Raw genomic sequence first — 25,515 nt, forward strand, 5'->3', positions numbered from 1 at the left:
ATGTTCAGCCCGAGCTTTTGCCCGAAATGCGGTGGCCCTGATTTAAGTCAGCAGTTACCGCCGGGCGATACGCACGAGCGCTTGATGTGCCGTGGCTGCGGCTACATCCACTATGTGAACCCGAAGATCATCGCCGGCTGCATCATCGAGCAGGACGGCAAATACCTGTTGTGCCAACGGGCGATCCCTCCGCGCCCGGGCAGCTGGACGCTACCGGCCGGTTTCATGGAAAGCGGCGAGACCACCGAACAAGCCGCGTTGCGCGAAGTCTGGGAAGAAAGCGGCGTGCGTGCGGAAATCCTCTCGCCGTACTCGATTTTCAGCGTGCCGAAAATCAGCGAGGTGTACATCATCTTCCGCGCGCTCGCGCTGGAGATCACCGGCCAGTTCGGCCCGGAAACCCTCGACTACAAATTCTTCGCCCCCGAGGACATTCCGTGGGAGCAGATCTACTACCCGGCGATCCGGCAGATCCTCGAACGCTACATCGAGGAACGCCAGGCCGGGGTGTATGGCATGTACATGGGCAACGACGACAGCGGCAAGATTCATTTCATGCGTTGAGCGCGTTGCCGTGTTTGCTTATGGCGCCATGCCTTCGACGATGATGATTTCTGCCCTCGCCCACTCTTCGCGGTAACGCTTGGCTTCTTGATACAGATCCGAGCGATAGCACGCGACTGCCTGTTCGTATGAATCGAATTCGATTACCACGCTGCGCTGCGGCGTAGCCCTCCCCTCTAACGCCTCGCTGCGCCCGCCTCGGGCCAGAAATCGTCCGCCATACTCAGCGAACGCTTTGGGCGCGCGCTGGGTGTATTGGCTGTAGTGGTCGGGATCGGTGATATCTACGTGAGCAATCCAGTACGCCTTCATAGTGACCTCATGGCTTAATGTGTATTATGGTATACCACGAATTTAATGGTTACCGGAGTCGAGCATGGCCTTCAACAGCATCGAAGAAATCATCGAAGATTACCGCCTCGGCAAAATGGTCCTGCTGGTGGATGACGAAGACCGCGAAAACGAGGGCGATCTGTTGCTGGCCGCTGACCGTTGCACACCAGCGGCGATCAGCTTTATGGCCCGGGAAGCTCGCGGGCTGATCTGCCTGACGCTGACCGACGATCATTGCCAACGCCTGGGTCTGGAACAGATGGTGCCGAGCAATGGCAGCGTGTTCAGCACGGCGTTCACAGTGTCCATCGAAGCGGCCGTCGGCGTCACCACCGGTATCTCTGCCGCCGATCGTGCTTGCACAGTGGCTGCCGCTGTCGCGCCGAACGCCTGCGCGCAGGATCTGGTGCAACCCGGCCACATCTTCCCGCTGCGCGCCAAGGAAGGCGGCGTGCTCACCCGCGCCGGGCACACCGAGGCTGGCTGCGATCTGGCGCGACTGGCGGGTTTCACCCCGGCCTCGGTGATCGTCGAAGTGATGAACGACGACGGCACCATGGCCCGCCGCCCGGATCTGGAAGTATTCGCGCGCAAGCACGGGATCAAGATCGGCACCATTGCCGACCTGATCCACTTTCGCCTGAGCACCGAGCACACCATCGAACGTATCGGCGAACGCGAGTTGCCGACGGTGCACGGGACTTTCCGTCTGATCACCTTCGAGGATCGCATCGAGGGCGGCGTGCACATGGCGATGGTCATGGGTGAACTGCGCCGCGAGGAGCCGACACTGGTGCGCGTGCATGTGATCGATCCGCTGCGAGATCTGGTCGGTGCTGACTACAGCGGGCCGAGCAACTGGACGTTGTGGGCAGCGCTGCAACGAGTCGCGGCCGAGGGTCATGGCGTGGTTGTGGTGCTGGCCAATCATGAGTCTTCCCAGGCGTTGCTGGAGCGCGTGCCGCAATTGACGCAGCCGCCACGGCAGTTCAGTCGCTCGCAATCGCGGATCTATTCTGAAGTGGGTACGGGTGCGCAGATCTTGCAGAACCTGGGAGTCGGCAAACTGCGCCACCTCGGTCCGCCGCTCAAATATGCCGGATTGACTGGCTACGATCTGGAAGTGGTCGAGAGCATTCCCTTCACCGAATAAACCATAGAAATCGGTGATCCCCTGTAAGAAAAACCCAGATAGCCGGTAAGGCAAAACCCTTGCACAAAGTTTGGAATACCATAATATGATATTCCATAGACCGGATGACCTGAAAAACCGTTCGGCTACTGCTCCCGACAGGCGGGCAACAACGCAAGCCCGCTCAAAAACACAACAATGAGGGCGTGAACATGGTGTTGAACAAAGCTGCAACCGCGATCTTTTTCGCGGGACTGCTGAGCGTGACCGGCCAGGCCGCGATGGCCGCCGAGAGCGTGAATTTTGTCAGCTGGGGCGGTAGCACCCAGGATGCGCAGAAACAGGCCTGGGCCGATCCGTTCAGCAAAGCCAGCGGCATCACCGTCGTGCAGGACGGCCCGACCGACTACGGCAAACTCAAGGCCATGGTCGAAAGCGGCAACGTGCAGTGGGACGTGGTCGATGTCGAAGCCGACTTCGCCCTGCGTGCCGCCGCTGAAGGCCTGCTCGAACCCCTCGATTTCAACGTCATCCAGCGCGACAAGATCGACCCGCGCTTCGTCAGCGATCACGGCGTCGGCTCGTTCTTCTTCTCCTTCGTCCTCGGCTACAACGAGGGCAAACTCGGCGCCAACAAGCCGCAGGACTGGAGCGCCCTGTTCGACACCAAAACCTTCCCCGGCAAACGCGCGCTGTACAAATGGCCTAGCCCCGGCGTGCTGGAACTGGCCCTGCTCGCTGACGGTGTAGCGGCTGACAAGCTCTACCCACTGGACCTGGATCGCGCCTTCAAGAAACTCGACACCATCAAGAAAGACATCGTCTGGTGGGGTGGCGGCGCGCAGTCGCAGCAACTGCTGGCCAGCGGTGAAGCGAGCATGGGTCAGTTCTGGAACGGCCGCGTCCACGCATTGCAAGAAGACGGCGCACCGGTCGGCGTGAGCTGGAAACAGAACCTGGTCATGGCCGACATTCTGGTGATTCCAAAGGGTTCGAAAAACAAGGACGCGGCGATGAAGTTTCTGGCCAACGCCAGCAGTGCCAAAGGCCAGGCCGACTTCTCCAACCTGACCGCTTACGCCCCGGTCAACCTCGACAGCGTGGCGCGTCTGGACTCGACGTTGGCCCCGAACCTGCCGACTGCCTACGCTAAGGATCAGATCACTCTTGATTTCGCGTACTGGGCCAAGAACGGTCCGGCCATCGCGACACGGTGGAACGAATGGCTGGTCAAATGAAAATGGCGGCCACGGCGTCCCGTCCCTCCACTGCCACCGGGAGCGCCGCGAGCGCTGCCGGTCCGGCTTCAGGCAAGGCGAGTGCAATGGCGCAAGCCCCGTCCCTCAGACAACGCTGGCGCGGCGCCGGTAATCTGCTGCCGGCGCTGCTGTTTCTCGGCCTGTTCTTTCTCGCGCCGTTGATTGGCTTGCTGTTGCGCGGCGTGCTCGAACCTGTGCCTGGCCTTGGCAACTACGAACAACTGTTCGCCAACTCGGCGTATGCGCGAGTGCTGCTCAACACCTTTTCGGTGGCGGGTCTGGTAACGCTGTTCAGCCTACTGCTGGGCTTTCCGCTGGCCTGGGCAATTACCCTGGTGCCGCGCGGTTGGGGTCGCTGGATTCTCAACATCGTGCTGCTGTCGATGTGGACCAGCCTGCTCGCCCGCACCTATTCATGGCTGGTGCTGCTGCAGGCGTCGGGCGTGATCAATAAGGCTTTGATGGCGATGGGCATCATCGATCAGCCGCTGGAAATGGTGCACAACCTGACCGGCGTGGTGATCGGCATGAGCTACATCATGATTCCGTTCATCGTGCTGCCGTTGCAGGCGACCATGCAGGCCATCGACCCGATGATTCTGCAGGCCGGTTCGATCTGCGGCGCCAGTCCCTGGACCAACTTCTTCCGGGTGTTCCTGCCGTTGTGTCGGCCGGGTCTGGCGTCCGGCGGGTTGATGGTGTTCGTCATGTCGCTCGGGTACTACGTCACCCCGGCGCTGCTCGGCGGGGCGCAGAACATGATGCTGCCGGAGTTCATCATTCAGCAGGTGCAATCGTTCCTCAACTGGGGCCTGGCGAGTGCCGGCGCCGCGTTGCTGATCGCGATCACTTTGGTGCTGTTCTACTTCTACCTGAAGCTGCAACCGGAATCCCCGGTTGGCGCCAGCAACGCGAGGTAAGCCGAGATGCTCCTGACTCCCAATGCCATGAGCCGCCGAATGCGCTTCGGCCTCTACGCCACCACCGGCCTGATCGGCGTGTTCCTGCTGTTGCCGATCGTGTTCATCGTGCTGCTCTCGTTCGGCTCGTCGCAATGGCTGGTGTTTCCACCGCCGGGCTGGACGCTGAAATGGTACGGCCAGTTCTTCTCCAATCCCGACTGGATGAGCGCAGCTTTGGCTAGCCTCAAGGTCGCAGTCCTGACCACGATATTCGCGGTGGCCCTCGGTTTGCCGACTGCGTTTGCGCTGGTGCGCGGACGTTTTCCCGGTCGGGAAATGCTCTACGCGCTGTTCACCCTGCCGATGATCGTGCCGCTGGTGATCATCGCCGTGGCGGTCTACGCGCTGTTCCTCAAGCTTGGCTACACCGGGACCATGTTCGCCTTCGTCGTCAGCCATGTGATCGTCGCGCTGCCGTTCACCATCATCTCGATCATCAACTCGCTGAAGCTGTTCGATCAGTCGATCGAAGATGCAGCGGTGATCTGCGGCGCGTCACGCCTGCAAGCGGTGTTCAAGGTGACCTTCCCGGCGATTCGTCCGGGCATGGTGGCCGGCGCCCTCTTCGCTTTCCTGATCTCGTGGGACGAAGTGGTGCTGAGCGTGATGATGGCCAGCCCGACCCTGCAAACCCTTCCCGTGAAAATGTGGACCACCCTGCGCCAGGATTTGACTCCCGTGATCGCCGTCGCTTCGACGCTGCTGATCGCCCTGTCAGTGCTGGTGATGGTGATCGCCGCCGCCCTGCGCCGGCGCAATGAAATCAGCGCCTGAGGCCTGAGGAGTACGACATGAGTGCCGTGATCAAAGACCCATCCCAGCAGAACGACCAACCCCTCGTCAGCCTGCGCAATCTGAACAAGCACTACGGCGACTTTGCCGCCGTGGACGACATCTCGCTGGACATCAAGGACGGCGAATTCCTGACCTTCCTCGGCTCCAGCGGCTCAGGCAAAAGCACCACGCTGTCGATGCTCGCCGGCTTCGAAACGCCGAGCAGCGGCGAGATCCTGGTCAACGGCCAGTCGCTGGTCAATGTGCCGCCGCACAAGCGCGACATCGGCATGGTGTTCCAGCGTTACTCGCTGTTCCCGCATCTGTCGGTGCGCGACAACATCGCGTTCCCGCTGGCGATCCGCAAACTCGCCACGGCTGAACGCGAGAAGCGTGTCGACGCCATGCTGAAACTGGTGCAGCTCGAGCAATTTGCCCATCGCCGCCCTTCGCAACTGTCGGGCGGCCAGCAGCAACGGGTGGCCATCGCCCGCGCGTTGGTCTACGAACCACGCATTCTGCTGATGGACGAACCGCTCGGGGCGCTGGACAAAAAGCTGCGCGAAGATTTGCAGGATGAACTGCGCCAGCTGCATCGGCGTCTGGGCATCACCATCGTTTACGTGACCCACGACCAGGAAGAAGCCATGCGCCTGTCCCAGCGCATCGCGATTTTCAGCCACGGCAAGATTGTTGGCCTAGGCAGCGGTTACGACCTGTACCAGAATCCGCCGAATGCGTTTGTCGCCTCGTTTCTGGGCAACTCGAACTTCCTCAAGCTCAAGGCGCAGGGCAATGCGGCGGCAGATTTTGAAGGGCAGCCGTTGTCGATCCGCCTCACGGCTGGCTTGCGCACCGAGCAGGATGTGTTGCTGATGGTACGGCCGGAAAAAGCGCTGGCGTTGAGCGTGCAGCAGGCGATCGATCAGCCGTTGGCGGCGGGCTGGAATGAGGTGTCGGCGAAGGTGGTTGAGGTGTTGTTTCTGGGTGAGAGCCAGACGTGCAGTGTGGTGACTTCGGGGGGGACTTCGATGACGGTCAAGGCGCTTTCTGCGGCGGGGATGCCGTTGCAGGCAGGGGATCCGGTGCAGGTGCGGTGGGCGACGGCGGATGCGTGCGTGTACACCGAATGGACCGAAAGCGACCTCAACAAAGCGGCCGGCTCGCACTGATCCCCTCACCCCAGCCCTCTCCCGGAGGTAGAGGGAGCCGACCGAAGTGTCTTGCGTCAGACATCGACCTGAAGGATCTGCGGCGAATATGGATTCACTACGAAGCTTTCAGGTCGGCGTAGCTCTCCAATATTCCCCAATCGGTCCCCTCTCCCCCGGGAGAGGGTTAGGGTGAGGGGAAGCAGGCGACTCGGTATCACCTGATCGCCACATACCCCTCAATCTCATCCGGCCAAACCGTCAACACTTCAAATCCATCCTCCGTCACCGCCACCATGTGCTCCCACTGCGCCGACAGCGACATATCCTTGGTCACCACCGTCCAGCCATCGGCCAGACTTTTCACATGCCGTTTGCCAGCATTGAGCATCGGCTCAATGGTGAAAATCATCCCCGCTTTGAGCTTTAAACCCTGATCCGGAAAACCGTAATGCAGCACCTGCGGCTCGTCGTGATAGACCTTGCCGATCCCGTGCCCGCAATACTCGCGCACCACACTGAAACCTTCCTTCTCGGCCAGGCTCTGGATCGCATGACCGATGTCCCCCAAGGTCGCGCCCGGTCGCACCACGCGGATGCCGGCGCACATCGCTTCGTAAGTGGTTTTGATCAGATGCTGCGCTTCAGGCGTGGCCTGACCGACCACGTACATGCGACTGGTATCGCCGAACCAGCCGTCCTTGATCACCGCGATGTCGAGGTTGACGATGTCGCCGTCCTTCAGCACCCGGCCCGAGGGAATACCGTGGCACACCACTTCATTGACCGAGGCGCAGACGGTTTTCGGGAAGCCGTGATAACCGACGTTGGCCGGCACCGCTTTCTGCACATTGACGATGTAGTCATTGCACAGTTGATCGAGATAATCGGTCGTCACGCCAGCCTTGACGTGCGGCACCAGCATCGCCAGCACTTCGGCCGCCAGTTTGCCGGCTGCGCGCGATTGCGCGATGTCGGCCGGGGTGTTGATTTTGATCGGGTTTTTCATGCCTTGGCGCCTTCCTGAAGCGAGATTTCCTGCGCAGCATCCGCCAGCGCACACAGTTGTTGCAGATCGAGCCCGCCGGCCTGTTCCGCACGAATCAGCAAACGGCAGATCGCGTGGTGATCCAGATTCGGGTGCAGCTCGGCGAGCATGCCGATGCGCATCCAGTGCTCGGCCTGCGCGTTGATCGAGCGGCTGAGCGCGTTGCTGGAGATGCGCAGATTTTCGTGCATCTCCTCGGAAATTTTTACGATGCCCACAAGTGTTACTCGATATGAAATGTATATGTATCGTATATTAGCCAAGGTTGACGAAAGATTGCAAATCCGCCGCCGCGCGGACGTTTTCAGTTCTATGGTTAGAACGAAATAGCCGGATATACGGCGCGACTTCGGTTGCGGCGGGTGACAGGCGGGCTTATGTTGCTCGCGAGATTTTTCCGCGATCGGAACGCGATAAATCACCACACACAATGAGGTGAAAAGATGTCGAAGGATTCACGCCCTGCGGTACTCGGGCTGATAGGCAATACTCCATTGGTCGGCGTGACCCGGTTTGATACCGGCCTGTGCACGCTGTTCCTCAAACTCGAATCGCAAAACCCCGGCGGTTCGATCAAGGACCGAATCGGTCTGGCAATGATCGACGCCGCTGAACGCGATGGTCGCCTGACCCCCGGCGGCACCATCGTCGAGGCAACCGCCGGCAACACCGGCCTGGGCCTGGCTTTGGTCGGTCGCGCCAAAGGCTACCGTGTAGTGCTTGTTGTGCCGGACAAAATGTCCACCGAGAAGGTGTTGCACCTCAAGGCGATGGGCGCCGAAGTGCACATCACTCGCTCGGACGTCGGCAAGGGTCATCCCGAGTATTACCAAGATGTCGCCGCGCGTTTGGCCAAGGACATTCCCGGCGCGTTTTTCGCCGATCAGTTCAACAACCCGGCCAACCCGCTGGCCCACGAATGCAGCACCGCGCCGGAAATCTGGGCGCAAACTGAACACGATCTGGACGCCATCGTTGTTGGCGTCGGCTCTGCCGGCACGCTGACCGGGCTGACCCGCTTCTTCCAGCGCGTGCAGCCGGATCTGGAAATGGTACTGGCTGACCCGGTCGGTTCGGTGATGGCTGAATACAGCCGCAGCGGCGACATCGGCACTGCCGGTTCGTGGGCGGTAGAAGGTATTGGCGAGGATTTCATTCCGTCGATTGCCGACCTGTCCAGCGTGCGCCACGCCTACTCGATTAGCGACGAAGAGAGCTTCGATCACGCCCGCCAATTGCTCCGCGCCGAAGGCATTCTCGGTGGTTCCTCGACCGGCACGCTGTTCGCCGCTGCGCTACGTTATTGCCGCGAGCAGACCGTGCCGAAACGCGTGGTGAGTTTTGTCTGCGACACCGGCACGCGTTATTTGTCGAAGGTCTACAACGACCAGTGGATGACCGATCAAGGCCTGCTGCAACGCAAGGGCTACGGCGACCTGCGCGACCTGATCGCGCGCCGTTTCGAAGACGGCAAAGTGGTCAGCGTCGGCCCCGACGACACACTGCTGACCGCGTTCCAGCGCATGCGCCTGGCCGATGTCTCGCAACTGCCAGTGCTGGTCGATGGCAAACAATTGGTCGGCGTGATCGACGAGTCGGACATCCTCCTGCGCGTGCACGAAGACGCTGAGCGTTTCAGCCAGACCGTCTCCAGCGCCATGACCGAAAAATTGCAAACCCTCGCCCCGGACGCCTCGCTGGCCGAGCTCAAAGCTGTGCTCAGTCGCGGTCTGGTGGCAATCATTGCCGACCAGTCGGGCTTCCATGGCCTGATCACCCACGTCGACATGCTCAACCAATTACGGAGATCCCTCGCATGAGTCAGCACGACAAGAACGCCCCGGCGCAGGGTTTCGCCACCCGCGTGATCCACGCCGGACAAACCCCGGACCCAACCACCGGCGCGCTGATGCCACCGATCTACGCCAACTCGACGTATCTGCAAGACAGCCCTGGCGTGCACAAAGGTTTCGACTACGGCCGCTCGCACAACCCGACGCGTTTTGCGCTGGAGCGTTGCGTGGCGGATCTGGAGGGCGGCACTCAGGCGTTCGCGTTCGCTTCCGGGTTGGCGACGATTTCCACCGTGCTGGAACTGCTCGATGCCGGTTCGCACATCGTTTCCGGCAACGACTTGTATGGCGGCACTTTCCGTCTGTTCGACAAGGTCCGTCAGCGCAGCGCCGGGCACCGCTTCAGCTTTGTCGATCTGGCTGACCTGTCGGCTTTCGAAGCGTCGCTGCAGGACGACACACGCATGGTCATGGTCGAAACCCCGACCAACCCTTTGCTGAGCCTGTCCGACCTCGCCGCCATCGCCCGCATCTGCCGTGCTCGCGGGATCATCTGCGTGGCCGACAACACCTTCGCCAGCCCATGGATTCAGCGTCCGCTGGAACTGGGCTTCGACATCGTGCTGCACTCGACCACCAAATATTTGAACGGTCACTCCGACGTGATCGGCGGCATCGCGGTAGTTGGTGACAATCCCGAACTGGCCGAGCGTCTGGGCTTCTTGCAGAACGCCGTTGGTGCAATCGCCGGCCCGTTCGACGCATTCCTGACTCTGCGCGGCGTGAAAACTCTGGCGCTGCGCATGGAGCGCCATTGCAGCAACGCACTGGATCTGGCGCGCTGGCTGGAGCAGCAACCGCAGGTCAAGCGTGTTTACTATCCGGGGCTGGAATCGCATCCACAGCATGCATTGGCCAAGCGTCAGATGCGTGGTTTCGGCGGGATGATTTCCCTCGATCTGAACAGCGATCTGGCCGGTGCTCGACGCTTCCTGGAGAACGTGCAGATCTTTGCCTTGGCCGAAAGTCTCGGCGGCGTGGAGAGCCTGATCGAGCATCCGGCGATCATGACCCACGCGACCATTCCGCCTGAAACCCGTGCCAAGCTCGGCATCGGTGATGGTCTGGTGCGTCTGTCGGTGGGCGTGGAAGACGTCGAAGACCTGCGCGCCGATCTGGCCCAGGCACTGGCGACAATCTAAACCTGCAAAAACGTCAAAGCCCGCAAATGCGGGCTTTGGTGTTTGAGTAGGCGGCCAGTGCTGGTCTCTGGCTTACGAGGTTTATCGGGACTCCCACAACAGGCACCAATCAATCAATTTTGCTTACATCCGGGCTCTGCTGCTTCACACGGCATAAGGGCTGGATCTCAGCGCGGAGATCTTTCTAACCGTGTACCCTTCGGAGCGCGCCCCACGCGCCCTCGCTATCCGCTTGCGCATCAGTCTGCGTCTTCGCCTACATCATTGAGCTTAGTAAAAGCCCCGAGATTCGCCTGCGCGTTTTTAGACTGATTTCCTTCTAGCGCTGACGTCCAAGGAAGTGAACCGACTATCGCAACTGCCCTCAACGATGAGGATGCACAGTCAGCGCAACCAGCTTCACCACGATCGGCCGAACCACGAGAATGCACAGAAACGCCACGGGCATGGCGAGCTTGTACGCGTGCAGCGCATTACCCAGGTAATCGCCCTCGATTCCGGAGTTGGCCGCGGTAATCACCAGCGACATCAGGAACGCCATGATCGTCGCCATATACAGCGCAAACACGTAAGGCGTCGCGCGGGACGAAAGCTTGCGTTGAAGTAGGAATGCAGTTTTCGAGGTATCAGTCGAATTCATGTCAGGCCCTGATGGTCTTGTATTGATAAGTGCCAGGCACCTTAACAATCTCGAAAACCGACAACTAGACGCTTGTTCGTGAGTGCTTTATAAACAGACTCTTACGAATCTCTGCCTGACGGAAGCGTAATGAATCTGCTTGGAGCAATCGAAAGTTTCATCAAAGTGGTCGAAGCAGGCTCCATCGTCGGCGCCGCGAAACAGCTCGGCGTCAGCGCTGCGGCCGTCAGCCAGACCATCACCCGCCTCGAAACCCACCTCAATACGCGGTTGCTGCAACGCACTACGCGCAGCATGGCGCTGACCGAAAACGGCACGCTGTACTACGAGAAAGTCAGACGCATTGCCCACGATCTGGAAACGGCGCAAAGCGCACTCAGCAGCACGCAAGCGCAACTTCAGGGACGCCTGTGCATCGCCTCGACTTCGGCATTCGGTCGGCATGTATTGGCGTCGGTGATTGCGGGGTTCGCTGCGCAGCATCCGCAACTGATGCTGGAGCTTTCAACCACCGACCGCAAAATCAACCACATTCAGGACGGCATTGATTTGAGCCTGCGGATCAAGCCGCAACTCGAGGACGCCATCGTCGCGCGCCAGGTCGCCTCGGTGCCGTTCATCGTCTGTGCGGCGCCTGCCTACCTGCAACGCGCAGGCCGGCCGCAGATACCTGAAGACTTGCAAAGGCACGCGTGCCTGGCATTCCGCTACCCATTGGATGGGCGTTTTCTACGCTGGGGTTTCGTCCGCGACGGGCAACGCTTCGATGCTCCGATCAATGCGACTGCAATCAGTGACGACATCGATGCACTCGCGCAGATGGCGATTCATGGCGCAGGCATCACACGGCTGGCTGAATTCGTGGCGGCGCCCTATATCGAAAGCGGCCAACTCGTCGCACTGTTCGAGCAGCGCGACGCGTCAACCTATGCCCATGTCGAGCCGCTGGATATCTATGCCTGCGTGCAGGATCGCGAGGCGATGACGCCCAAGGCTCGGGCGTTCATCGATTACTTGATTGAGCGTTTGCAAACACGCTGGCCAGGCTACAACGCTTAGCCGGGGCTACATCAAGGATCGATCTGCGCCATCAACTCGGGCACCGACTCGTGCCGTTGCGCATAACGCTGCGCCAACACTGCACAGACCATCAATTGAATCTGATGGAACAGCATCAGCGGCAGAATCAGCACGCCAATGGTCGCGCCGCCGAACAATACCTGAGCCATCGGTACACCGGTCGCCAGGCTCTTTTTCGAGCCACAGAACAGAATCGTGATGCGGTCTTCCAGACTGAACCCGAATGCCTTGCCCAGCACAGTCGCCGCCAGCAACACCAGTGCCAGCAAAATGCAGCACGCGACCACCAGCCCGAGTAGTTCCAAGACAGGGATCTGATGCCAGATACCCTCGTTCACTGCTTCGCTGAACGCGCCGTACACCACCAGCAGAATCGAACCCTGATCAATGAATTTCAGCCAGTTCTTGTTGCGACCGACCCACGCGCCGATCCAGCGCCGGGCGATCTGGCCGGCAATGAATGGCAGCAGTAATTGCACGCTGATTTTCAGGATCGCATCGAGGGTCGAACCGCCGTCACCGTGTACGTCCAGCAGCAAGGTCACCAGCAGCGGCGTGAGGAAGATCCCGAACAGACTCGATGCCGCCGCACTGCAAATCGCCGCCGGAATATTGCCGCGCGCCAGCGAAGTGAACGCGATAGCCGATTGCACCGTGGCCGGCAGCGCGCACAGATAAAGCATGCCCAAATACAGGTTGTCGCCGACCATCGGCGCGAGCAGTGGTTTGAGCGCCAGCCCCAGCAATGGAAACAGGACGAAGGTCAGGCTGAACACCAGCAAATGCAGACGCCAGTGACCGGCGCCGGCGATGATCGATTCGCGCGACAGCTTGGCGCCGTGCAGGAAAAACAATAGCGCGATGGCGATGTTGGTCAGCCAGCCGAAGCCGACCGCGACCTGGCCGCTGGCCGGCAGGAAGCTGGCCAGCAGCACCACACCGATCAGGGTCAGGGTGAAGTTATCGGGCAGGAATCTGGGGCGGGTCATGGTTTGCTCATCCGGGGGTTGCCAGTACGTGACAGCGACTCTAACGTGCTACTGAATTACCGACTAACGCCGAAGAGCCCATCGATGCCGCCTAAAGGACATGACAAAAGCATACGGCGTAGCATTCCCGGGCTGCCCAGCCTGCCGCGTCCGCTGTATGGGCGCACCGAATCATTGCCCAATCGCGCCCTCACCCGCCGCCACAGTCATCCGTGGGTACAGTTGTCGTATGCGATTCAAGGTGTGCTCGAAGTGCAGACCGCAGCCGGCCGCTTCGTCGCGCCGCCGGAGCGTGCGGTGTGGATTCCGGCGGGCATGCCGCACCGGGTATTCAGCTCGCCGCACACTGAAATGCGCAGCCTGTACATCGATTGCAGCGTGTCGGGATGGGCGCTCGAGCGTTGCCATGTACTGGGGGTCAGTGACCTGTTGCGCGAGTTGATCCGAGCCTTCAGTCAGGTGCCGGTGGAGTACGAGCAAAACGGCCCGCACGGGCGTCTGGCGCAGGTGATTCTCGATCAACTGGCCGACGCTCCGCAGATCGATCTGATGTTGCCGCTGCCGCAAGATGCGCGTTTGCGGCAGATCTATCAGAGCCTGGAGCAGCATCCGGAACAACCGACCACGCTCAGCCATTGGGCGCAAAAGTTTGACGTGACAGAGAAAACCCTCAGCCGGTTGTTCCTGCGTGACACCGGTCTGACCTTCCGCGCATGGCGCCAGCGCTTGCGTTTGCTCGGCGCACTGACGCCACTGGAAAAAGGCGAACGCGTCACCGACGTGGCTCTGGCCTGCGGTTACGATTCAACTTCGGCATTCATCGCCGCGTTCCGCCAGCAGTTCGGTGAGACGCCCGGAGAATTTTTCCGATGAAATTACCGATATTTATCGACTTTGCACATGCCATTCGGCAAAGTTCCGGGTAGAGTCTTACCATCAATAATTTTTTACATCGTTTGCCATTGATCAACCCTTTGAGAACCCTTCGGCGGTAATCACATGATTGAAGTCACTGAAGTTTCCATTGCCCAACTGCGCTCAGCGCTCGAATCCGGCCAGACCACGGCGGTCGAGCTGGTGCAGGCTTACCTCGCCAGAATCGACGCCTACGACGGCGCAGACACCGCCACTGCGTTGAATGCGGTAGTCGTGCGCAATCCCCAGGCGCTGCAAGAAGCGCAGGCCTCGGATGCGCGTCGCGCCAAAGGTGAAACCCTCGGTCCGCTGGACGGCATTCCCTACACCGCCAAGGACAGCTACCTGGTCAAAGGCCTGACCGCTGCGTCCGGAAGCCCGGCATTTGTCGATCTTGTGGCTCAGCGCGACGCCTTCACCATCGAGCGCCTGCGCGCGGCCGGGGCGATCTGTCTGGGCAAGACCAACATGCCACCGATGGCCAATGGCGGCATGCAGCGCGGCGTCTATGGCCGGGCCGAGAGCCCGTACAACGCTGACTACCTGACTGCACCGTTTGCCTCCGGCTCGTCGAATGGCGCAGGTACAGCCACGGCAGCTAGTTTCTCGGCATTCGGTCTGGCGGAAGAAACCTGGTCAAGCGGACGTGGGCCTGCTTCGAACAACGGCTTGTGCGCCTACACCCCGTCGCGTGGGGTGATCTCGGTGCGCGGCAACTGGCCGCTGACGCCGACCATGGACGTGGTCGTGCCTTACGCGCGCACCATGGCCGATCTGCTCGAAGTGCTCGACGTGGTCGTCGCGGAAGACCCCGACACCCGTGGCGATCTGTGGCGCCTGCAACCATGGGTGCCGATCCCGAGCGTTGCGTCAGTGCGCCCGGCTTCATACGCCGCGCTGGCAGTCAGCAGCGAATCTCTGGCCGGCAAGCGCCTGGGCGTGCCGCGCATGTACATCAACGCTGACCCCGAGGCTGGCACTAGTGAGGAACCGGGCATTGGTGGCCCGACCGGGCAGCGCATCAACACCCGCGCCTCGGTGATCGATCTGTGGAAACAGGCCCGCGCAGCACTGGAAGCTGCCGGCGCCGAAGTCATCGAGGTGGATTTCCCGCTGGTCTCCAACTGCGAAGGTGATCGTCCTGGCGCGCCGACCGTGTTCAATCGCGGCATCGTCTCCAAAGAGTTCATGCACCATGAACTTTGGGATCTGTCGGCGTGGGCGTTCGATGAGTTCCTGCAGGCCAACGGTGATCCGAAGCTCAATCGTCTGGTGGATGTCGACGGGCCGAAAATCTTCCCGCACGACCCGGGCACCCTGCCCAACCGTGAAGGCGATCTGGCCGCCGGCATGGACGAGTACGTACGCATGGCCGAGCGCGGTATCACGCCGTGGGATCAGATCCCGACCCTGCCCGACGGCCTGCGCGGCCTCGAACACACGCGCAAGATCGACCTCGAAGACTGGATGGATCGCCTCGGCCTCGACGCCGTGCTGTTCCCGACCAACGCCGACGTCGGGCCGGCGGACGCCGATGTGAATCCGGCCTCGGCAGACATCGCCTGGAGTAATGGCGTGTGGGTGGCCAACGGCAACCTCGCGATTCGCCATCTCGGCGTGCCAACCGTGACCGTGCCAATGGGCGTGATGGCCGATATCGGCATGCCGGTCGGGCTGACGTTTGCCGGGCGCGCTTATGATGATTCGGAGTTGCTGCGTTTGGCTTCGGCGTTCGAATCTACCGGCTCGAAACGCTTGGTGCCCCCGCGTACACCACCGCTGGGAGCGTAAAGCACCTACAGAAAGTCCCGACGGCGATACTTCGTTTTTTACGAAGAGTCGGGCAAAAATAAACGATTTTTCCTTGCAGCAAACTCGCGGCTAGCATGGCCCCGTCTACCCCAAAACAAAAACCGGGAGAACGCCATGCAGCCCATCAACATCGGCGAACCATGGATGTGGTGTGCCTTCATCATTTTCATCCTCGCCATGCTCGCCGTGGACTTGTTCGTCTTCGGCGGGCGCAAAGCCCACCGCGTGTCGGTGCGCGAAGCGTCGAGCTGGGTCATCGCATGGTGCATGCTTGCGCTGGCCTTCGCCGGGTTGCTCTGGTGGTATCTGAATAGCGAATTCGGTCCTGAAATTGCACAACAGAAAACCCTGGAATTCCTCACCGGATATTTGATCGAGCAATCGCTATCAATCGACAACATGTTCGTCTTCGTGATGATCTTCGGCTACTTTGCCGTGCCACCGGAGCTGCAACGCCGGGTGCTGCTGTACGGCGTGCTCGGGGCGATCGTGATGCGCGCGGCAATGATCTTCGCCGGGGTCTGGCTGGTCTCGCAGTTTGCGTGGCTGTTGTATGTGTTCGGTGCGTTTTTGATCATCACAGGGATCAAGATGCTGGTGTTCGCCGACCAGCAACCGGATCTGGATAACAACCCGTTATTGCGCTGGGTGCGCGGGCATCTGCGCATCACCAAGGGCTTTCATGGTGAACGGTTTTTTGTGCGTCAGAACGGCGCGCGCTGGGCCACGCCGATGTTTCTGGTGCTGGTGCTGATCGAGGCCAGTGACTTGATGTTCGCGGTTGACAGCATCCCGGCGATCTTCGCCGTCACCACCGACCCGTTCATCATTTTCACCTCGAACATCTTCGCGATCATGGGCCTGCGCGCGCTGTACTTTTTGCTCGCGGACATGGCGGACAGGTTTCATCTGCTCAAATACGGCCTGGCGCTGGTGCTGGTATTTATTGGCGGGAAGATGACGCTGATGCCGTGGTTTCACATGCCGGTGGAGTGGTCGCTGGCAGTGGTCGGCGGGGTGATTCTGTTGTCGGTGGTGCTGAGCCTGATCCTCACCCGCAAAGACCAGACACAGCCCCATTAAACCGCCAGGTGTACTGATCAATTCCCGGACTTGATACTGGTCCAGACCCGCGTCCTGACGCGCTCCATTTTCTGCGGCAGCGGCTGCACCACGTACAAGGTTTTCAGCGCCTCACTGGTCGGCGTCAGGTTCGGGTTGCCGGTGATTTCCTTGTTGATCAGACCCATCGAATCCTTGTTCGCGTTCGGGTAGCCAAGGAAGTCACTGATCGAAGCGATGACTTTCGGATCGAGCAGGTTGTTGAGGAATTCATGCGCCTCGGTCACGTTCTTCGCGCTCTTGGGAATGGCGAACGTATCGAACCAGATCGGCGCGCCTTCTTTCGGCAAACGCCAGTCGACCACCACGCCATTGCCCGCCTCTTTGGCGCGGTTGGCGAATTGGTAGAAGCTGCCGGAGTAACCGATGGCCACGCAGATATCGCCGTTGGCGATGTCGGTCATGTACTTGGCCGAGTTGAAGTACGTCACGTACGGGCGGACTTTGAGCATCAGCGCTTTGGCCTTCTCGTAGTCAGCGGGGTTCTGGCTGTTCGGGTCGAGCCCCAGATAATGCAGGGCCAGCGGCAGGATTTCCGACGGCGAATCAAGCATCGCCACACCGCAGGATTTGAGCTTCTCCATGTTTTCCGGTTTGAACACCAGATCCCAACTGTCCACCGGCGCATTCTCGCCCAGCACAGCCTTGACCTTGGCCGGGTTGAAGCCAATCAGCACAGTACCGTACATGTATGGCACGCCGTACTGGTTGCCGGGGTCGTTGGTGTCGAGCAGTTTGAGCAGCGCCGGATCCTGGTGACTCCAGTTCGGCAGTTTGGATTTGTCGAGTTTCTGGAACACGCCGGCCTTGATCTGCGTGTCGAGGAACTGGTTCGACGGCACCACCAAGTCGTAGCCGGAGTTACCGGTCAGCAGCTTCGCTTCCAGCGATTCGTTGGTGTCGAAGGTGTCCCAAGTCACTTTGATGTCGCTTTTCGCCGCGAAGTCCTTGGGCACCGCCGGCAGAATGTAATCGGCCCAGTTGTACACCCGCAGCTCGCGCTGTTCGGCCTGTACGGCGCTGGCCAGCAGCGTCAGCCCACAGACAGTGGCGCCCAGAATGCGTTTCATCGTGACCATGGTGTTTCCCCGAATGCGACGTGAGTTCGATGGTTTTTATGTTCTGTACACGGCAGTGGCTGTAACGGTAGCCAAGGGCAAAGCGCGCAAGCGTCAAATATTTTTAGTGTGTTGCGGTGGTTTCGATTCTTGCCGACGTCGGGGTTCGATCACAGTGGTTGGTTGGCCAAAAGGGGATCGAAATGGCCAATCTGCGTGACCGTCGGGATACGCAAACAACGCTGATCGCTTCCTCGAAAAAGCCCTTGCAATCGATGTATTACGGTATACCATCAGACCTACAAATCTCATAAAAACCCGTTTCAACGCACTCGAGGATTGCTCAATGATCGATGCTGCCGTCTACAAACAAGTCATGGGTTCGTTCCCGTCCGGCGTAACCGTCATCACCACCCTGGATGACGACGGTCAGATCGTCGGCCTCACCGCCAGCGCGTTCAGTTCGCTGTCGATGGACCCGGCGCTGGTGCTGTTCTGCCCCAACTACAGCTCCGACTCCTACCCGGTCCTGATCAAGAACAAACGCTTTGCCATTCACGTGCTGTCCGGCAGTCAGCAAGGCGAAGCCTATGCCTTCGCGCGTAAAGGAAAAGACAAGGCGCAGGGCATCGAGTGGACGCTGAGCGATCTGGGCAATCCGATCCTCGCCAATGCGACGGCTATCATCGAGTGTGAGTTGTGGCGTGAATATGAAGGCGGCGACCACGCCATCATGGTCGGCGCCGTGAAGAACCTGATCGTGCCTCAGCAGAGCCACGGCCCGCTGGTGTATTGCCACGGCAAGATGGGCGCCCTGCCCCTCGTTGCCTGATCCAAGCGATTGCCAGACAACCAGGCCCGCACACGACCGGCCGATAACAAAAGATTTGAGGTAGCGTCATGAAATTTTCCCTGTTCGTACACATGGAACGCTGGGACGAAAGCGTCAGCCACCGCCAACTGTTCGAAGACCTGACCGAACTGACGCTGATGGCCGAGGCCGGCGGTTTCAGCACCGTGTGGATCGGCGAACACCACGCCATGGAGTACACCATCTCGCCGAGCCCGATGCCGCTGCTGGCGTACCTCGCCGCCAAGACCACCACCATCCACCTCGGCGCCGGCACCATCATCGCGCCGTTCTGGCATCCGCTGCGGGTCGCCGGTGAATGTGCGTTGCTCGACGTGATCAGCAACGGCCGGATGGAAGTCGGCCTCGCGCGCGGCGCTTATCAGGTTGAATTCGACCGCATGGCCGGCGGCATGCCTGCGTCAAGCGGCGGCCAGGCACTGCGCGAAATGGTTCCGGTGGTACGCGCCCTGTGGCAAGGCGACTACGCACACGACGGCGACATCTGGAAATTCCCCACTTCCACCAGCGTGCCGAAACCGATTCAGAAGCCCAATCCACCCATGTGGATCGCCGCCCGCGACCCGGACTCGCACAATTTTGCGGTGGCCAACGGCTGCAACGTGATGGTTACGCCATTGATGAAGGGCGACGAAGAAGTCCTCGACCTGAAGAACAAATTCCAGACCGCGCTGGACAACAATCCTGATGTGCCGCGCCCGCAATTGATGGTGCTGCGTCACACGCATGTGCACGGGGTTGATGATCCGGAAGGCTGGAAGGTTGGCGCGAAAGCGATCTCACGGTTTTACCGCACGTTCGATGCGTGGTTTGGCAACAAGGAAGTGCCGGTCAACGGCTTCCTCGCGCCGAGCCCGGAAGAAAAGTTTGCTGCAAGGCCAGAGTTTGAGCTGGAGAGCCTGCACAAGACTGCGATGATTGGTACGCCGGAAGAGATCATTCCGCGCATCAAGTACTACCAGGAACTGGGGGTGGATGAGTTCAGTTTCTGGTGTGACAACAGCTTGCCGCATGCGGAGAAGAAGAAGTCGCTGGAGCTGTTTATCAAGCATGTGGTGCCGGCGTTCAGATAAGGGCTACCGAACCTGTTAAACCAAAGCGCCCTGATCTGTTCGGGGCGTTTGCGTTTCCGGCAGAGACAGACGTGCAGTAAGCCAACAGGTCGCCATTGATGTCAGAAACAGTACAACAATTTCCCAGGCATAATCCGAGACTGCTGCGCCGTCGTGTTCGCGTACCACTGCCAGGATAAAAGGCATCACCCACAATGTGGCTAACGAAGCACCTGAAAGTGCGATCAACATGCACGCTCGTGGAGTCTTCATGACCTTAGTCAACGCGATCACCGCCGAGAAAAACAGAAACGGGATCAGAAATATCAGAACGGCGAGTACCGGCGCAAGAAACGGCATCAACATCAATTGGGCGCCCGCGACCTCACCTATAAGCCTTGGGTTCATGGCGATATGAGCGATCGTCGCAAATGTCTTGACGATGCCAGCGATAAAGCCCGGAACCGCAGGGCAGAAAAGGAAGATCAAAAACACTTTCAAACGTGGATAGGCTGCTTTGTTCATGCTCATGCTTGTTGTTTCCCGGCAATCAATATCAGTGCGGCACGTTTACTACCGCAATACGTCGATCCGGCCTGAATCGACAACGGCACCCACCACCTCCATGCGCTGGTCCGGATCTGCCGCGCGGCTAGACTCTTTTCACGTCCCCATCTTCTCTCGCAATATTGATTACGGATTTCAGTATCCGTGAGAAGCCTATTCTTCATCCCAGAAATTCCCAGGAGGGGCGTAGTTTCCGTTACGCAATACCGCGCACCAACCGAAAGTTCTATAAAATATTTCGAGATCAACGATTTCGAAAACGCCATCACCTATTTTCTTCAATGTAATCAACCCATTAGCGAAATGGGTATAATGACCACCTGCGCCCGCAATGGCTCGCAACTCCAATTCTCTGCGATCCCAATCAGATACAACGCCAGATGATTCCGGAACGGTATCCGAAAAGAAGATCTCAAACTGAGTAGCAACTTTACAAAAGCACGGGATTCGTTGCTGTTTTAGCAAGTCATCCGTAATCATATTATCGGGAAAGTCGATATTTAATTTCATTACCGCGCACTCCGTCTTTCGCCCATCGCCGGCGAAGCCTAGTAGCTAAAAAGCTCAAATACCCACTTGGCCATAACCTCTGGCGACATCGTTTCTTTCCTAAGCTGCTCCGTACCGCGATCTCTCGCAACGAGGGCTAGCTTACCTGACGCAGAAATCTCAATATAGGGCGCACCGAATTCCTCTATTTCGGTATCCAAGGGAAATTCCTTATAGGGCTTTCCCTGTTCATTTGCGTATGTAAAAAAACATTCAATTATTTTTTCAAGCTGCACGGACGCCACTTTTAACTCCGCCAAAAAAATCTTGCCATTTCCGCAGAAATATATCTGCCCCCCTTCAGTACTCTGAGCGAAGGCGTCTCAACAGCGGACCCTCACCACCGGTAACTTCTATCTTGAATTCCGCATAAGCGGTCTCAAGATCGCTATATCTTCGCAGACCGCCCTCATTAAAACTATACGCACCTGGGACGCTCCCCCATTCAACAGGGGAAAAAATTTTCCCTGCGCGCGCATCAGCAATCAATGTTGACAGCGCATCAAATAGCCCCTTCACCTCTTCATCAGCTACTGAATGGCGAGAGAGAAGCTCCTCCAGCTTATTCGCGCTTCTTACTAACAAAACCTGATCCATTTCAAAGCCTCAATTTTTAATTGTTCCGATCGACGTGAAGCTGACCACGACTCACTATTTTTCACGATGTATTCAGTTGCCATCCTGCCCTTTCAAAAATCAAACAAAGAACAAAGAACAAAGAACAAAGAACAAAGAACAAAGGGACGAAAGAAGGGGACAGTTTTTTTTAAAATTTACGAACAATGAACTTACCCCTCTCGTCCCGAAAAATAAATCTATCCCTTTGTCTCGTCCCTTTTTTTCCAGGTTGCTTGCCGGCAAAAGTCACATACCGCTGTAAGGATCAGAAATGTCGGCACCCAGTTCCGCAAGTGCTTCCTTTATCTCCATAGCGACATCAGGTGAAAGCTCACCAGCACTTCGGCTTGATATAAATTCGAAAAAACCCACTAACCCAAGCTTTGCAGCAACAATAATCGAACCCTCAGCAAAAGCGAAATCAAAGCCATCCCAACGACTAATCAGGGCCTGCTCGACCTTTACCTTTAGTAGCTGGTCCAACGGTTTATAGGTATGCCACTGACGATCACTGAGTTCAAGAGCAGCCTCTAAAAACTCATACTTCAACCTTCCAGAACCAAGCACTACTTGCAGTAGATCATGAAATTCGCATGCCACATCTTTCTCAGACATTGAGTCTGGAAGAGAGCAATAACAGGAAATAGCCTTCATCATTTAAAGCTCTCTTTAGTCAAGCTCCCTGAAGTCAATTTCGAAATCCTCTAGTTGCGCCCGCAATCCAGCCTCGGATTCGAACCAAAAATCAAACCCTCGGCCATCGCTGCTTTCAAAATAAAGGTAATAGCCACCCGTACCCCCATCTCGATCATCTTCGACAATCACTGTCCAGCCACGGTGCTCTCCGGCCATGACGGTGCCTTTGCACACTATCGACATGTTCTATTCTGCTCCACGGAGTTAACATGCTAATAAAGTATTTGCCCACTTACCGAGAGCTCAAATTATTCTCACACATTACATTCACATCCGCCTCACCAAGTCAGTTCATTCATTGAAAAAAGAACATAAGGCTAGATGTTACGCCCACACACCTATGCTCTAAAAATCACCTCTCAAAACCGCCTTCAGCATCGTTGTGCTTTTACAAACCCATCGAATCGTCAACAAACATGCTAACGGCATGCCCGCCCACTTGAAAATAACTACAAAATCCGGTTCACAAAACAAAAACAGAACAAACATCACTAACGACACTAACACGAGCGAAATCATGACAAACACCGACAGGGCGCCAAGGACAAGACTCAAACATATGACTAACCGGCGAAACGCATGCAGGAACCTCAATTAATTATCCCCATAGTGGTTTTGATCCAGTTGAGAGGCTTATGTCGTAGCTCTCGCGCCATGCATCGGCCGCTGTAGCATTTTCTGTAGCCGATACCCTCTCAAAGCCGGAGACCAGAGCCCCTGACGTGTTGCTCTGCATCTGGGCACTTTTGTGTCATCACCTTTGTAGATGGACAGGATGACTTGGATAAAAGCGCCCAAGCTCCTCTCCTGCCTGTCGAAAAGAATTACGTCGTATCGCGAAATGGCGTGTAGCCGACAACGCTCGCTTCAGACAATGAAAAATTAGCACTTGCGTACAAGTTGCCGATGCAGATTACGTCGATAGTGAACGCTGCCATCGCGGCATCCACTCGCGTCTACACGACTGACCGCAAACTCAAGGAGTTTCCATGAGCACCTTCCAGACCCAAGACGGCACCGAAATCTACTTCAAGGACTGGGGCAGCGGTAAGCCCGTCCTGTTCAGCCATGGCTGGCCGCTGGATGCCGACATGTGGGAATACCAGATGGAATACTTGAGTAGCCGCGGCTTTCGCACGATCGCCTTCGACCGTCGCGGCTTCGGGCGTTCCGAGCAGCCGTGGACCGGTTACGATTACGACACCTTTGCCGATGACATCGCGCAGTTGATCGAGCATCTGGATCTGCGTGATGTGACGCTGGTCGGTTTCTCCATGGGCGGTGGCGATGTCAGCCGTTATATCGCACGTCACGGCAGCGAGCGCGTTGCCGGGCTGGTGTTGCTGGGCGCGGTAACGCCGCTGTTCGGTCAGAAAGCCGATTTTGCCGAAGGTGTGCCAAAAGCGGTTTTCGACGGGATCAAGGCTGGCCTGCTCAAGGATCGCGCGCAGTTCATCGCCGATTTCAACGCGCCGTTCTATGGCACTAACCAGGGCCAGAAAGTCTCCGACGGCGTGCTGACCCAGACTCTGAACATCGCCCTGCTAGCCTCCCTGAAAGGTACCGTAGATTGCGTCACCGCGTTCTCGGAAACCGACTTCCGTCCGGACATGGCCAAGATCGACGTGCCGACGCTGGTGATCCACGGTGACGGCGACCAGATCGTGCCGTTCGCCACCACCGGCAAACTGGCCGCTGAACAGATCCAGGGCGCCGAGCTGAAAGTCTATGCCGGCGCACCGCACGGTTTTGCCGTGACTCATGCTCAGGAACTGAACGAAGACCTGCTGGCGTTCCTCAATCGCTGAGTTCGATCTGAGCTTGATCGCTACGAAGAAAAGGGGCGCCGACTGCGATGTCGGCGCCCCTTTTCTTCGTCGGTTGAATACGTGGGTACACCGGTGCTGGAAGCAACAACTACAGCGCCTCACGCCTGCACGTAAACCCAGGCGTTGCTGCCGGACTTCAGTACAACACTCACGCGTTTGTAGTCGGACACTTCGTAGTCATCGGCGGCGGCCAGTTCCTGTTCGCTGATCTCGAACACCGTGCCGGCAATCTCGTCCTTGATGTCGCCACTGGCCTGCACAATCGGGTGATGGGTTTTGCCGCTGGTGGCGAGCACCGCAGGGTCGGTGATCTCCACCATGGTCTGCTTATAGCCCGGCAGGCTGTCGGCGCGGCCGTGTAACTCACGTCCGAAGTTCGATAGTTGCACAGCGGTGTCTTGAAGCGTGCCGTAGGAGAACAGCAGCACGGTGTGGTTGGTCATGAGTGATTCCCGAAATCAAATGGCGCGATTCATACGCTGTATACGTTTGTATATGGCGATACTAACCGAGCCATGACACAAGGTGTCAATCAGCTTTTTCGCGCACCACCCCGCGCTCTTCAAGCAAACGTACAAAACTGCTCAGACTGCGCGACACCGTGCCCCGGCGCCACACCAGCCAGGTCGTCAGAAAACGGAAATCTGCCGCCAGCGGCCAGACGCTGACCGTCGCGCAACCGGGCATGCTTTGCAGCATGCTGCGTGGCATCAGTGCCAGACCGGCACCGGCGCTGACGCAGGCGAGCATGCCGTGGTAGGACTCCATCTCAAAGATCTTGCCGGGCACCGCGGCGTCGGTGCTGAACCATTTTTCGAAGTGATGGCGATAAGAACAATTGGAGCGGAAGGCGTAGATATTCTCGCCGTTGACGTCACTGGCGCGCTGCACCGACGCGTGATGCAGCGGCGCGATGATGACCATTTCCTCTTCGAAAGCCGGCACACCTTCCAGCGCCGGATGCAGCACCGGGCCGTCGACGAATGCCGCCGCCAAGCGGCCGGAAAGCACGCCGTCGATCATCGTTCCGGAAGGTCCGGTCGACAGATCCAGATCGACTTTCGGATGCTGCTGGTTGTACGCCGCGAGCAGGCCAGGGATACGCACTGCCGCCGTGCTTTCCAGCGAACCCAGTGGGAAAGCGCCCTGCGGTTCCTCCCCCGCAACCGTCGCTCGCGCTTCCTGCACCAGATCGAGAATGCGCCGGGTGTATTCGAGAAAACTCCAACCGGCCGGCGACAAGCGCAGTCGGCTTTTCTCGCGAATGAACAGATCGACGCCCAAGTCTTCTTCGAGCTGTTTGATCCGCGTGGTCAGGTTCGACGGCACGCGATGAATCTGCTGCGCCGCCGCGCTGATGCTGCCGTGTTCGGCAACGGCTTTGAAGATTTCCAGCTGCACCAGATCCACAGTCATTCTCCAAACGTGAAAGAAACGATCTTTATTATTCAGTTTCCAGAAAACAAACGCCACCCTACTCTGTGCCCATCAACTCACAT

29 protein-coding genes are annotated in these 25,515 nt (G+C 58.4%); 15 read left to right on the forward strand and 14 right to left on the reverse strand.

All coding sequences use genetic code 11. From position 1 onward, the window contains the following. A complete protein-coding gene (locus ACP7BN_RS11685; RefSeq protein ID WP_426204208.1) occupies positions 1 to 564 on the forward strand; it encodes an NUDIX hydrolase in 564 nt (187 codons plus the stop codon). 18 nt (positions 565 to 582) lie between these two features. Here ACP7BN_RS11685 and ACP7BN_RS11690 read toward each other — a convergent pair whose 3' ends face one another. Then, a complete protein-coding gene (locus ACP7BN_RS11690) occupies positions 583 to 876 on the reverse strand; it encodes a DUF1330 domain-containing protein (protein ID WP_426204210.1) in 294 nt (97 codons plus the stop codon). Between the two features lie 64 nt (positions 877 to 940). On the opposite strand from ACP7BN_RS11690, the gene ribBA reads away from it, so the two are divergent. From ribBA to ACP7BN_RS11715, 5 genes are all read left to right on the forward strand, one after another. Further along, positions 941 to 2,050, forward strand: a complete 1,110-nt coding sequence (gene ribBA, locus ACP7BN_RS11695; protein ID WP_426204212.1) for a bifunctional 3,4-dihydroxy-2-butanone-4-phosphate synthase/GTP cyclohydrolase II — start codon at positions 941 to 943, stop codon at positions 2,048 to 2,050. A 191-nt stretch (positions 2,051 to 2,241) separates the two neighbouring features. Continuing rightward, positions 2,242 to 3,267 carry an ABC transporter substrate-binding protein gene (locus ACP7BN_RS11700; RefSeq protein WP_426204213.1) on the forward strand — a complete coding sequence of 342 codons (1,026 nt, stop codon included), beginning with the start codon at positions 2,242 to 2,244 and terminating at the stop codon, positions 3,265 to 3,267. Then, positions 3,264 to 4,208 carry an ABC transporter permease gene (locus ACP7BN_RS11705; RefSeq protein WP_426204513.1) on the forward strand — a complete coding sequence of 315 codons (945 nt, stop codon included), beginning with the start codon at positions 3,264 to 3,266 and terminating at the stop codon, positions 4,206 to 4,208. The genes ACP7BN_RS11700 and ACP7BN_RS11705 overlap by 4 nt, the downstream gene beginning before the upstream one ends. 6 nt (positions 4,209 to 4,214) lie before the next feature. Further along, on the forward strand, positions 4,215 to 5,024 hold the full coding sequence (locus ACP7BN_RS11710; protein ID WP_426204214.1) for an ABC transporter permease: 810 nt from the start codon (positions 4,215 to 4,217) through the stop codon (positions 5,022 to 5,024). Between the two features lie 17 nt (positions 5,025 to 5,041). Next, entirely contained in the window at positions 5,042 to 6,196 is a 1,155-nt protein-coding gene (locus ACP7BN_RS11715; protein WP_426204217.1) for an ABC transporter ATP-binding protein, read from the forward strand. A 196-nt stretch (positions 6,197 to 6,392) separates the two neighbouring features. On the opposite strand, the gene map is transcribed toward ACP7BN_RS11715, so the two are convergent. Together map and ACP7BN_RS11725 are read right to left on the reverse strand one after the other, a co-directional pair. After that, positions 6,393 to 7,184 (reverse strand): type I methionyl aminopeptidase, encoded by a 792-nt coding sequence (gene map / locus ACP7BN_RS11720; protein WP_426204219.1) that lies wholly within the window; start codon positions 7,182 to 7,184, stop codon positions 6,393 to 6,395. Further along, positions 7,181 to 7,441 carry a ParD-like family protein gene (locus tag ACP7BN_RS11725; RefSeq protein WP_420649700.1) on the reverse strand — a complete coding sequence of 87 codons (261 nt, stop codon included), beginning with the start codon at positions 7,439 to 7,441 and terminating at the stop codon, positions 7,181 to 7,183. The genes map and ACP7BN_RS11725 overlap by 4 nt, the downstream gene beginning before the upstream one ends. 225 nt (positions 7,442 to 7,666) lie before the next feature. Between ACP7BN_RS11725 and ACP7BN_RS11730 the strand changes: the two genes are divergently transcribed. Continuing rightward, positions 7,667 to 9,043 carry a pyridoxal-phosphate dependent enzyme gene (locus ACP7BN_RS11730; RefSeq protein WP_426204221.1) on the forward strand — a complete coding sequence of 459 codons (1,377 nt, stop codon included), beginning with the start codon at positions 7,667 to 7,669 and terminating at the stop codon, positions 9,041 to 9,043. Beyond that, a complete protein-coding gene (locus ACP7BN_RS11735) occupies positions 9,040 to 10,218 on the forward strand; it encodes a trans-sulfuration enzyme family protein (RefSeq protein WP_426204223.1) in 1,179 nt (392 codons plus the stop codon). The genes ACP7BN_RS11730 and ACP7BN_RS11735 overlap by 4 nt, the downstream gene beginning before the upstream one ends. Positions 10,219 to 10,582: 364 nt before the next feature. On the opposite strand, the gene ACP7BN_RS11740 is transcribed toward ACP7BN_RS11735, so the two are convergent. Beyond that, a complete protein-coding gene (locus tag ACP7BN_RS11740; protein ID WP_420649697.1) occupies positions 10,583 to 10,858 on the reverse strand; it encodes a DUF2798 domain-containing protein in 276 nt (91 codons plus the stop codon). A 129-nt stretch (positions 10,859 to 10,987) separates the two neighbouring features. Between ACP7BN_RS11740 and ACP7BN_RS11745 the strand changes: the two genes are divergently transcribed. Continuing rightward, a complete protein-coding gene (locus ACP7BN_RS11745) occupies positions 10,988 to 11,917 on the forward strand; it encodes a LysR family transcriptional regulator (protein ID WP_426204225.1) in 930 nt (309 codons plus the stop codon). 11 nt (positions 11,918 to 11,928) lie between these two features. On the opposite strand, the gene ACP7BN_RS11750 is transcribed toward ACP7BN_RS11745, so the two are convergent. Continuing rightward, positions 11,929 to 12,927 carry a bile acid:sodium symporter family protein gene (locus tag ACP7BN_RS11750; RefSeq protein WP_426204227.1) on the reverse strand — a complete coding sequence of 333 codons (999 nt, stop codon included), beginning with the start codon at positions 12,925 to 12,927 and terminating at the stop codon, positions 11,929 to 11,931. Between the two features lie 84 nt (positions 12,928 to 13,011). On the opposite strand from ACP7BN_RS11750, the gene ACP7BN_RS11755 reads away from it, so the two are divergent. The 3 genes from ACP7BN_RS11755 (at position 13,012) to ACP7BN_RS11765 (ending at position 16,737) form a co-directional block, all read left to right on the forward strand. After that, positions 13,012 to 13,800, forward strand: a complete 789-nt coding sequence (locus tag ACP7BN_RS11755) for an AraC family transcriptional regulator (protein ID WP_426204228.1) — start codon at positions 13,012 to 13,014, stop codon at positions 13,798 to 13,800. Between the two features lie 126 nt (positions 13,801 to 13,926). Then, the gene (locus ACP7BN_RS11760; protein ID WP_426204230.1) at positions 13,927 to 15,633 is read left to right on the forward strand and encodes an amidase; all 1,707 of its coding nucleotides are present in this window, start codon (positions 13,927 to 13,929) and stop codon (positions 15,631 to 15,633) included. A gap of 135 nt (positions 15,634 to 15,768) precedes the next feature. Continuing rightward, complete coding sequence (locus tag ACP7BN_RS11765; RefSeq protein WP_426204232.1) at positions 15,769 to 16,737, forward strand: TerC family protein; 969 nt, start codon at positions 15,769 to 15,771, stop codon at positions 16,735 to 16,737. A 17-nt stretch (positions 16,738 to 16,754) separates the two neighbouring features. Here ACP7BN_RS11765 and ACP7BN_RS11770 read toward each other — a convergent pair whose 3' ends face one another. After that, positions 16,755 to 17,855 (reverse strand): polyamine ABC transporter substrate-binding protein, encoded by a 1,101-nt coding sequence (locus ACP7BN_RS11770; protein WP_426204234.1) that lies wholly within the window; start codon positions 17,853 to 17,855, stop codon positions 16,755 to 16,757. 325 nt (positions 17,856 to 18,180) lie between these two features. Between ACP7BN_RS11770 and ACP7BN_RS11775 the strand changes: the two genes are divergently transcribed. Together ACP7BN_RS11775 and ACP7BN_RS11780 are read left to right on the forward strand one after the other, a co-directional pair. Beyond that, on the forward strand, positions 18,181 to 18,666 hold the full coding sequence (locus ACP7BN_RS11775; protein ID WP_420649690.1) for a flavin reductase family protein: 486 nt from the start codon (positions 18,181 to 18,183) through the stop codon (positions 18,664 to 18,666). 68 nt (positions 18,667 to 18,734) lie between these two features. Then, positions 18,735 to 19,778, forward strand: coding sequence for an LLM class flavin-dependent oxidoreductase (locus ACP7BN_RS11780; protein ID WP_426204236.1), 1,044 nt, complete (start codon positions 18,735 to 18,737; stop codon positions 19,776 to 19,778). Positions 19,779 to 19,793: 15 nt separating this feature from the next. Here ACP7BN_RS11780 and ACP7BN_RS11785 read toward each other — a convergent pair whose 3' ends face one another. From ACP7BN_RS11785 to ACP7BN_RS11810, 6 genes are all read right to left on the reverse strand, one after another. Beyond that, a complete protein-coding gene (locus ACP7BN_RS11785) occupies positions 19,794 to 20,288 on the reverse strand; it encodes a hypothetical protein (protein WP_426204238.1) in 495 nt (164 codons plus the stop codon). A gap of 189 nt (positions 20,289 to 20,477) precedes the next feature. Continuing rightward, a complete protein-coding gene (locus tag ACP7BN_RS11790) occupies positions 20,478 to 20,834 on the reverse strand; it encodes a hypothetical protein (protein ID WP_426204240.1) in 357 nt (118 codons plus the stop codon). A gap of 38 nt (positions 20,835 to 20,872) precedes the next feature. Next, complete coding sequence (locus ACP7BN_RS11795) at positions 20,873 to 21,109, reverse strand: hypothetical protein (protein ID WP_426204242.1); 237 nt, start codon at positions 21,107 to 21,109, stop codon at positions 20,873 to 20,875. A 64-nt stretch (positions 21,110 to 21,173) separates the two neighbouring features. Continuing rightward, entirely contained in the window at positions 21,174 to 21,470 is a 297-nt protein-coding gene (locus ACP7BN_RS11800) for a hypothetical protein (RefSeq protein WP_426204244.1), read from the reverse strand. 267 nt (positions 21,471 to 21,737) lie between these two features. Next, positions 21,738 to 22,148, reverse strand: a complete 411-nt coding sequence (locus ACP7BN_RS11805; protein WP_426204246.1) for a hypothetical protein — start codon at positions 22,146 to 22,148, stop codon at positions 21,738 to 21,740. A gap of 12 nt (positions 22,149 to 22,160) precedes the next feature. Continuing rightward, positions 22,161 to 22,370: a hypothetical protein gene (locus ACP7BN_RS11810; protein WP_426204247.1), complete on the reverse strand. Its 210-nt coding sequence runs from the start codon at positions 22,368 to 22,370 to the stop codon at positions 22,161 to 22,163. An 806-nt stretch (positions 22,371 to 23,176) separates the two neighbouring features. On the opposite strand from ACP7BN_RS11810, the gene ACP7BN_RS11815 reads away from it, so the two are divergent. Next, on the forward strand, positions 23,177 to 23,995 hold the full coding sequence (locus tag ACP7BN_RS11815) for an alpha/beta fold hydrolase (RefSeq protein ID WP_426204249.1): 819 nt from the start codon (positions 23,177 to 23,179) through the stop codon (positions 23,993 to 23,995). Between the two features lie 119 nt (positions 23,996 to 24,114). On the opposite strand, the gene ACP7BN_RS11820 is transcribed toward ACP7BN_RS11815, so the two are convergent. Both ACP7BN_RS11820 and ptrR read right to left on the reverse strand, forming a co-directional pair. Beyond that, positions 24,115 to 24,459: a gamma-glutamylcyclotransferase family protein gene (locus ACP7BN_RS11820; protein WP_426204251.1), complete on the reverse strand. Its 345-nt coding sequence runs from the start codon at positions 24,457 to 24,459 to the stop codon at positions 24,115 to 24,117. Positions 24,460 to 24,544: 85 nt separating this feature from the next. Continuing rightward, complete coding sequence (ptrR, locus tag ACP7BN_RS11825) at positions 24,545 to 25,426, reverse strand: putrescine utilization regulator PtrR (protein WP_426204514.1); 882 nt, start codon at positions 25,424 to 25,426, stop codon at positions 24,545 to 24,547. Positions 25,427 to 25,515: the final 89 nt, after the last annotated feature.

The organism is Pseudomonas sp. TWP3-1 (genome assembly GCF_049896625.1).
Lineage (GTDB): Bacteria > Pseudomonadota > Gammaproteobacteria > Pseudomonadales > Pseudomonadaceae > Aquipseudomonas.

Bases quoted from the DNA above. Each gene is read 5' to 3' on its own strand.
- ACP7BN_RS11685 (WP_426204208.1), top strand. From the start codon at position 1: ATGTTCAGCCCGAGCTTTTGCCCGAAATGCGGTGGCCCTGATTTAAGT.
- ACP7BN_RS11690 (WP_426204210.1), bottom strand. From the start codon at position 876: ATGAAGGCGTACTGGATTGCTCACGTAGATATCACCGATCCCGACCAC.
- ribBA (WP_426204212.1), top strand. From the start codon at position 941: ATGGCCTTCAACAGCATCGAAGAAATCATCGAAGATTACCGCCTCGGC.
- ACP7BN_RS11700 (WP_426204213.1), top strand. From the start codon at position 2,242: ATGGTGTTGAACAAAGCTGCAACCGCGATCTTTTTCGCGGGACTGCTG.
- ACP7BN_RS11705 (WP_426204513.1), top strand. From the start codon at position 3,264: ATGAAAATGGCGGCCACGGCGTCCCGTCCCTCCACTGCCACCGGGAGC.
- ACP7BN_RS11710 (WP_426204214.1), top strand. From the start codon at position 4,215: ATGCTCCTGACTCCCAATGCCATGAGCCGCCGAATGCGCTTCGGCCTC.
- ACP7BN_RS11715 (WP_426204217.1), top strand. From the start codon at position 5,042: ATGAGTGCCGTGATCAAAGACCCATCCCAGCAGAACGACCAACCCCTC.
- map (WP_426204219.1), bottom strand. From the start codon at position 7,184: ATGAAAAACCCGATCAAAATCAACACCCCGGCCGACATCGCGCAATCG.
- ACP7BN_RS11730 (WP_426204221.1), top strand. From the start codon at position 7,667: ATGTCGAAGGATTCACGCCCTGCGGTACTCGGGCTGATAGGCAATACT.
- ACP7BN_RS11735 (WP_426204223.1), top strand. From the start codon at position 9,040: ATGAGTCAGCACGACAAGAACGCCCCGGCGCAGGGTTTCGCCACCCGC.
- ACP7BN_RS11740 (WP_420649697.1), bottom strand. From the start codon at position 10,858: ATGAATTCGACTGATACCTCGAAAACTGCATTCCTACTTCAACGCAAG.
- ACP7BN_RS11745 (WP_426204225.1), top strand. From the start codon at position 10,988: ATGAATCTGCTTGGAGCAATCGAAAGTTTCATCAAAGTGGTCGAAGCA.
- ACP7BN_RS11750 (WP_426204227.1), bottom strand. From the start codon at position 12,927: ATGACCCGCCCCAGATTCCTGCCCGATAACTTCACCCTGACCCTGATC.
- ACP7BN_RS11755 (WP_426204228.1), top strand. From the start codon at position 13,012: ATGCCGCCTAAAGGACATGACAAAAGCATACGGCGTAGCATTCCCGGG.
- ACP7BN_RS11760 (WP_426204230.1), top strand. From the start codon at position 13,927: ATGATTGAAGTCACTGAAGTTTCCATTGCCCAACTGCGCTCAGCGCTC.
- ACP7BN_RS11765 (WP_426204232.1), top strand. From the start codon at position 15,769: ATGCAGCCCATCAACATCGGCGAACCATGGATGTGGTGTGCCTTCATC.
- ACP7BN_RS11770 (WP_426204234.1), bottom strand. From the start codon at position 17,855: ATGGTCACGATGAAACGCATTCTGGGCGCCACTGTCTGTGGGCTGACG.
- ACP7BN_RS11775 (WP_420649690.1), top strand. From the start codon at position 18,181: ATGATCGATGCTGCCGTCTACAAACAAGTCATGGGTTCGTTCCCGTCC.
- ACP7BN_RS11780 (WP_426204236.1), top strand. From the start codon at position 18,735: ATGAAATTTTCCCTGTTCGTACACATGGAACGCTGGGACGAAAGCGTC.
- ACP7BN_RS11785 (WP_426204238.1), bottom strand. From the start codon at position 20,288: ATGAGCATGAACAAAGCAGCCTATCCACGTTTGAAAGTGTTTTTGATC.
- ACP7BN_RS11790 (WP_426204240.1), bottom strand. From the start codon at position 20,834: ATGAAATTAAATATCGACTTTCCCGATAATATGATTACGGATGACTTG.
- ACP7BN_RS11800 (WP_426204244.1), bottom strand. From the start codon at position 21,470: ATGGATCAGGTTTTGTTAGTAAGAAGCGCGAATAAGCTGGAGGAGCTT.
- ACP7BN_RS11805 (WP_426204246.1), bottom strand. From the start codon at position 22,148: ATGATGAAGGCTATTTCCTGTTATTGCTCTCTTCCAGACTCAATGTCT.
- ACP7BN_RS11810 (WP_426204247.1), bottom strand. From the start codon at position 22,370: ATGTCGATAGTGTGCAAAGGCACCGTCATGGCCGGAGAGCACCGTGGC.
- ACP7BN_RS11815 (WP_426204249.1), top strand. From the start codon at position 23,177: ATGAGCACCTTCCAGACCCAAGACGGCACCGAAATCTACTTCAAGGAC.
- ACP7BN_RS11820 (WP_426204251.1), bottom strand. From the start codon at position 24,459: ATGACCAACCACACCGTGCTGCTGTTCTCCTACGGCACGCTTCAAGAC.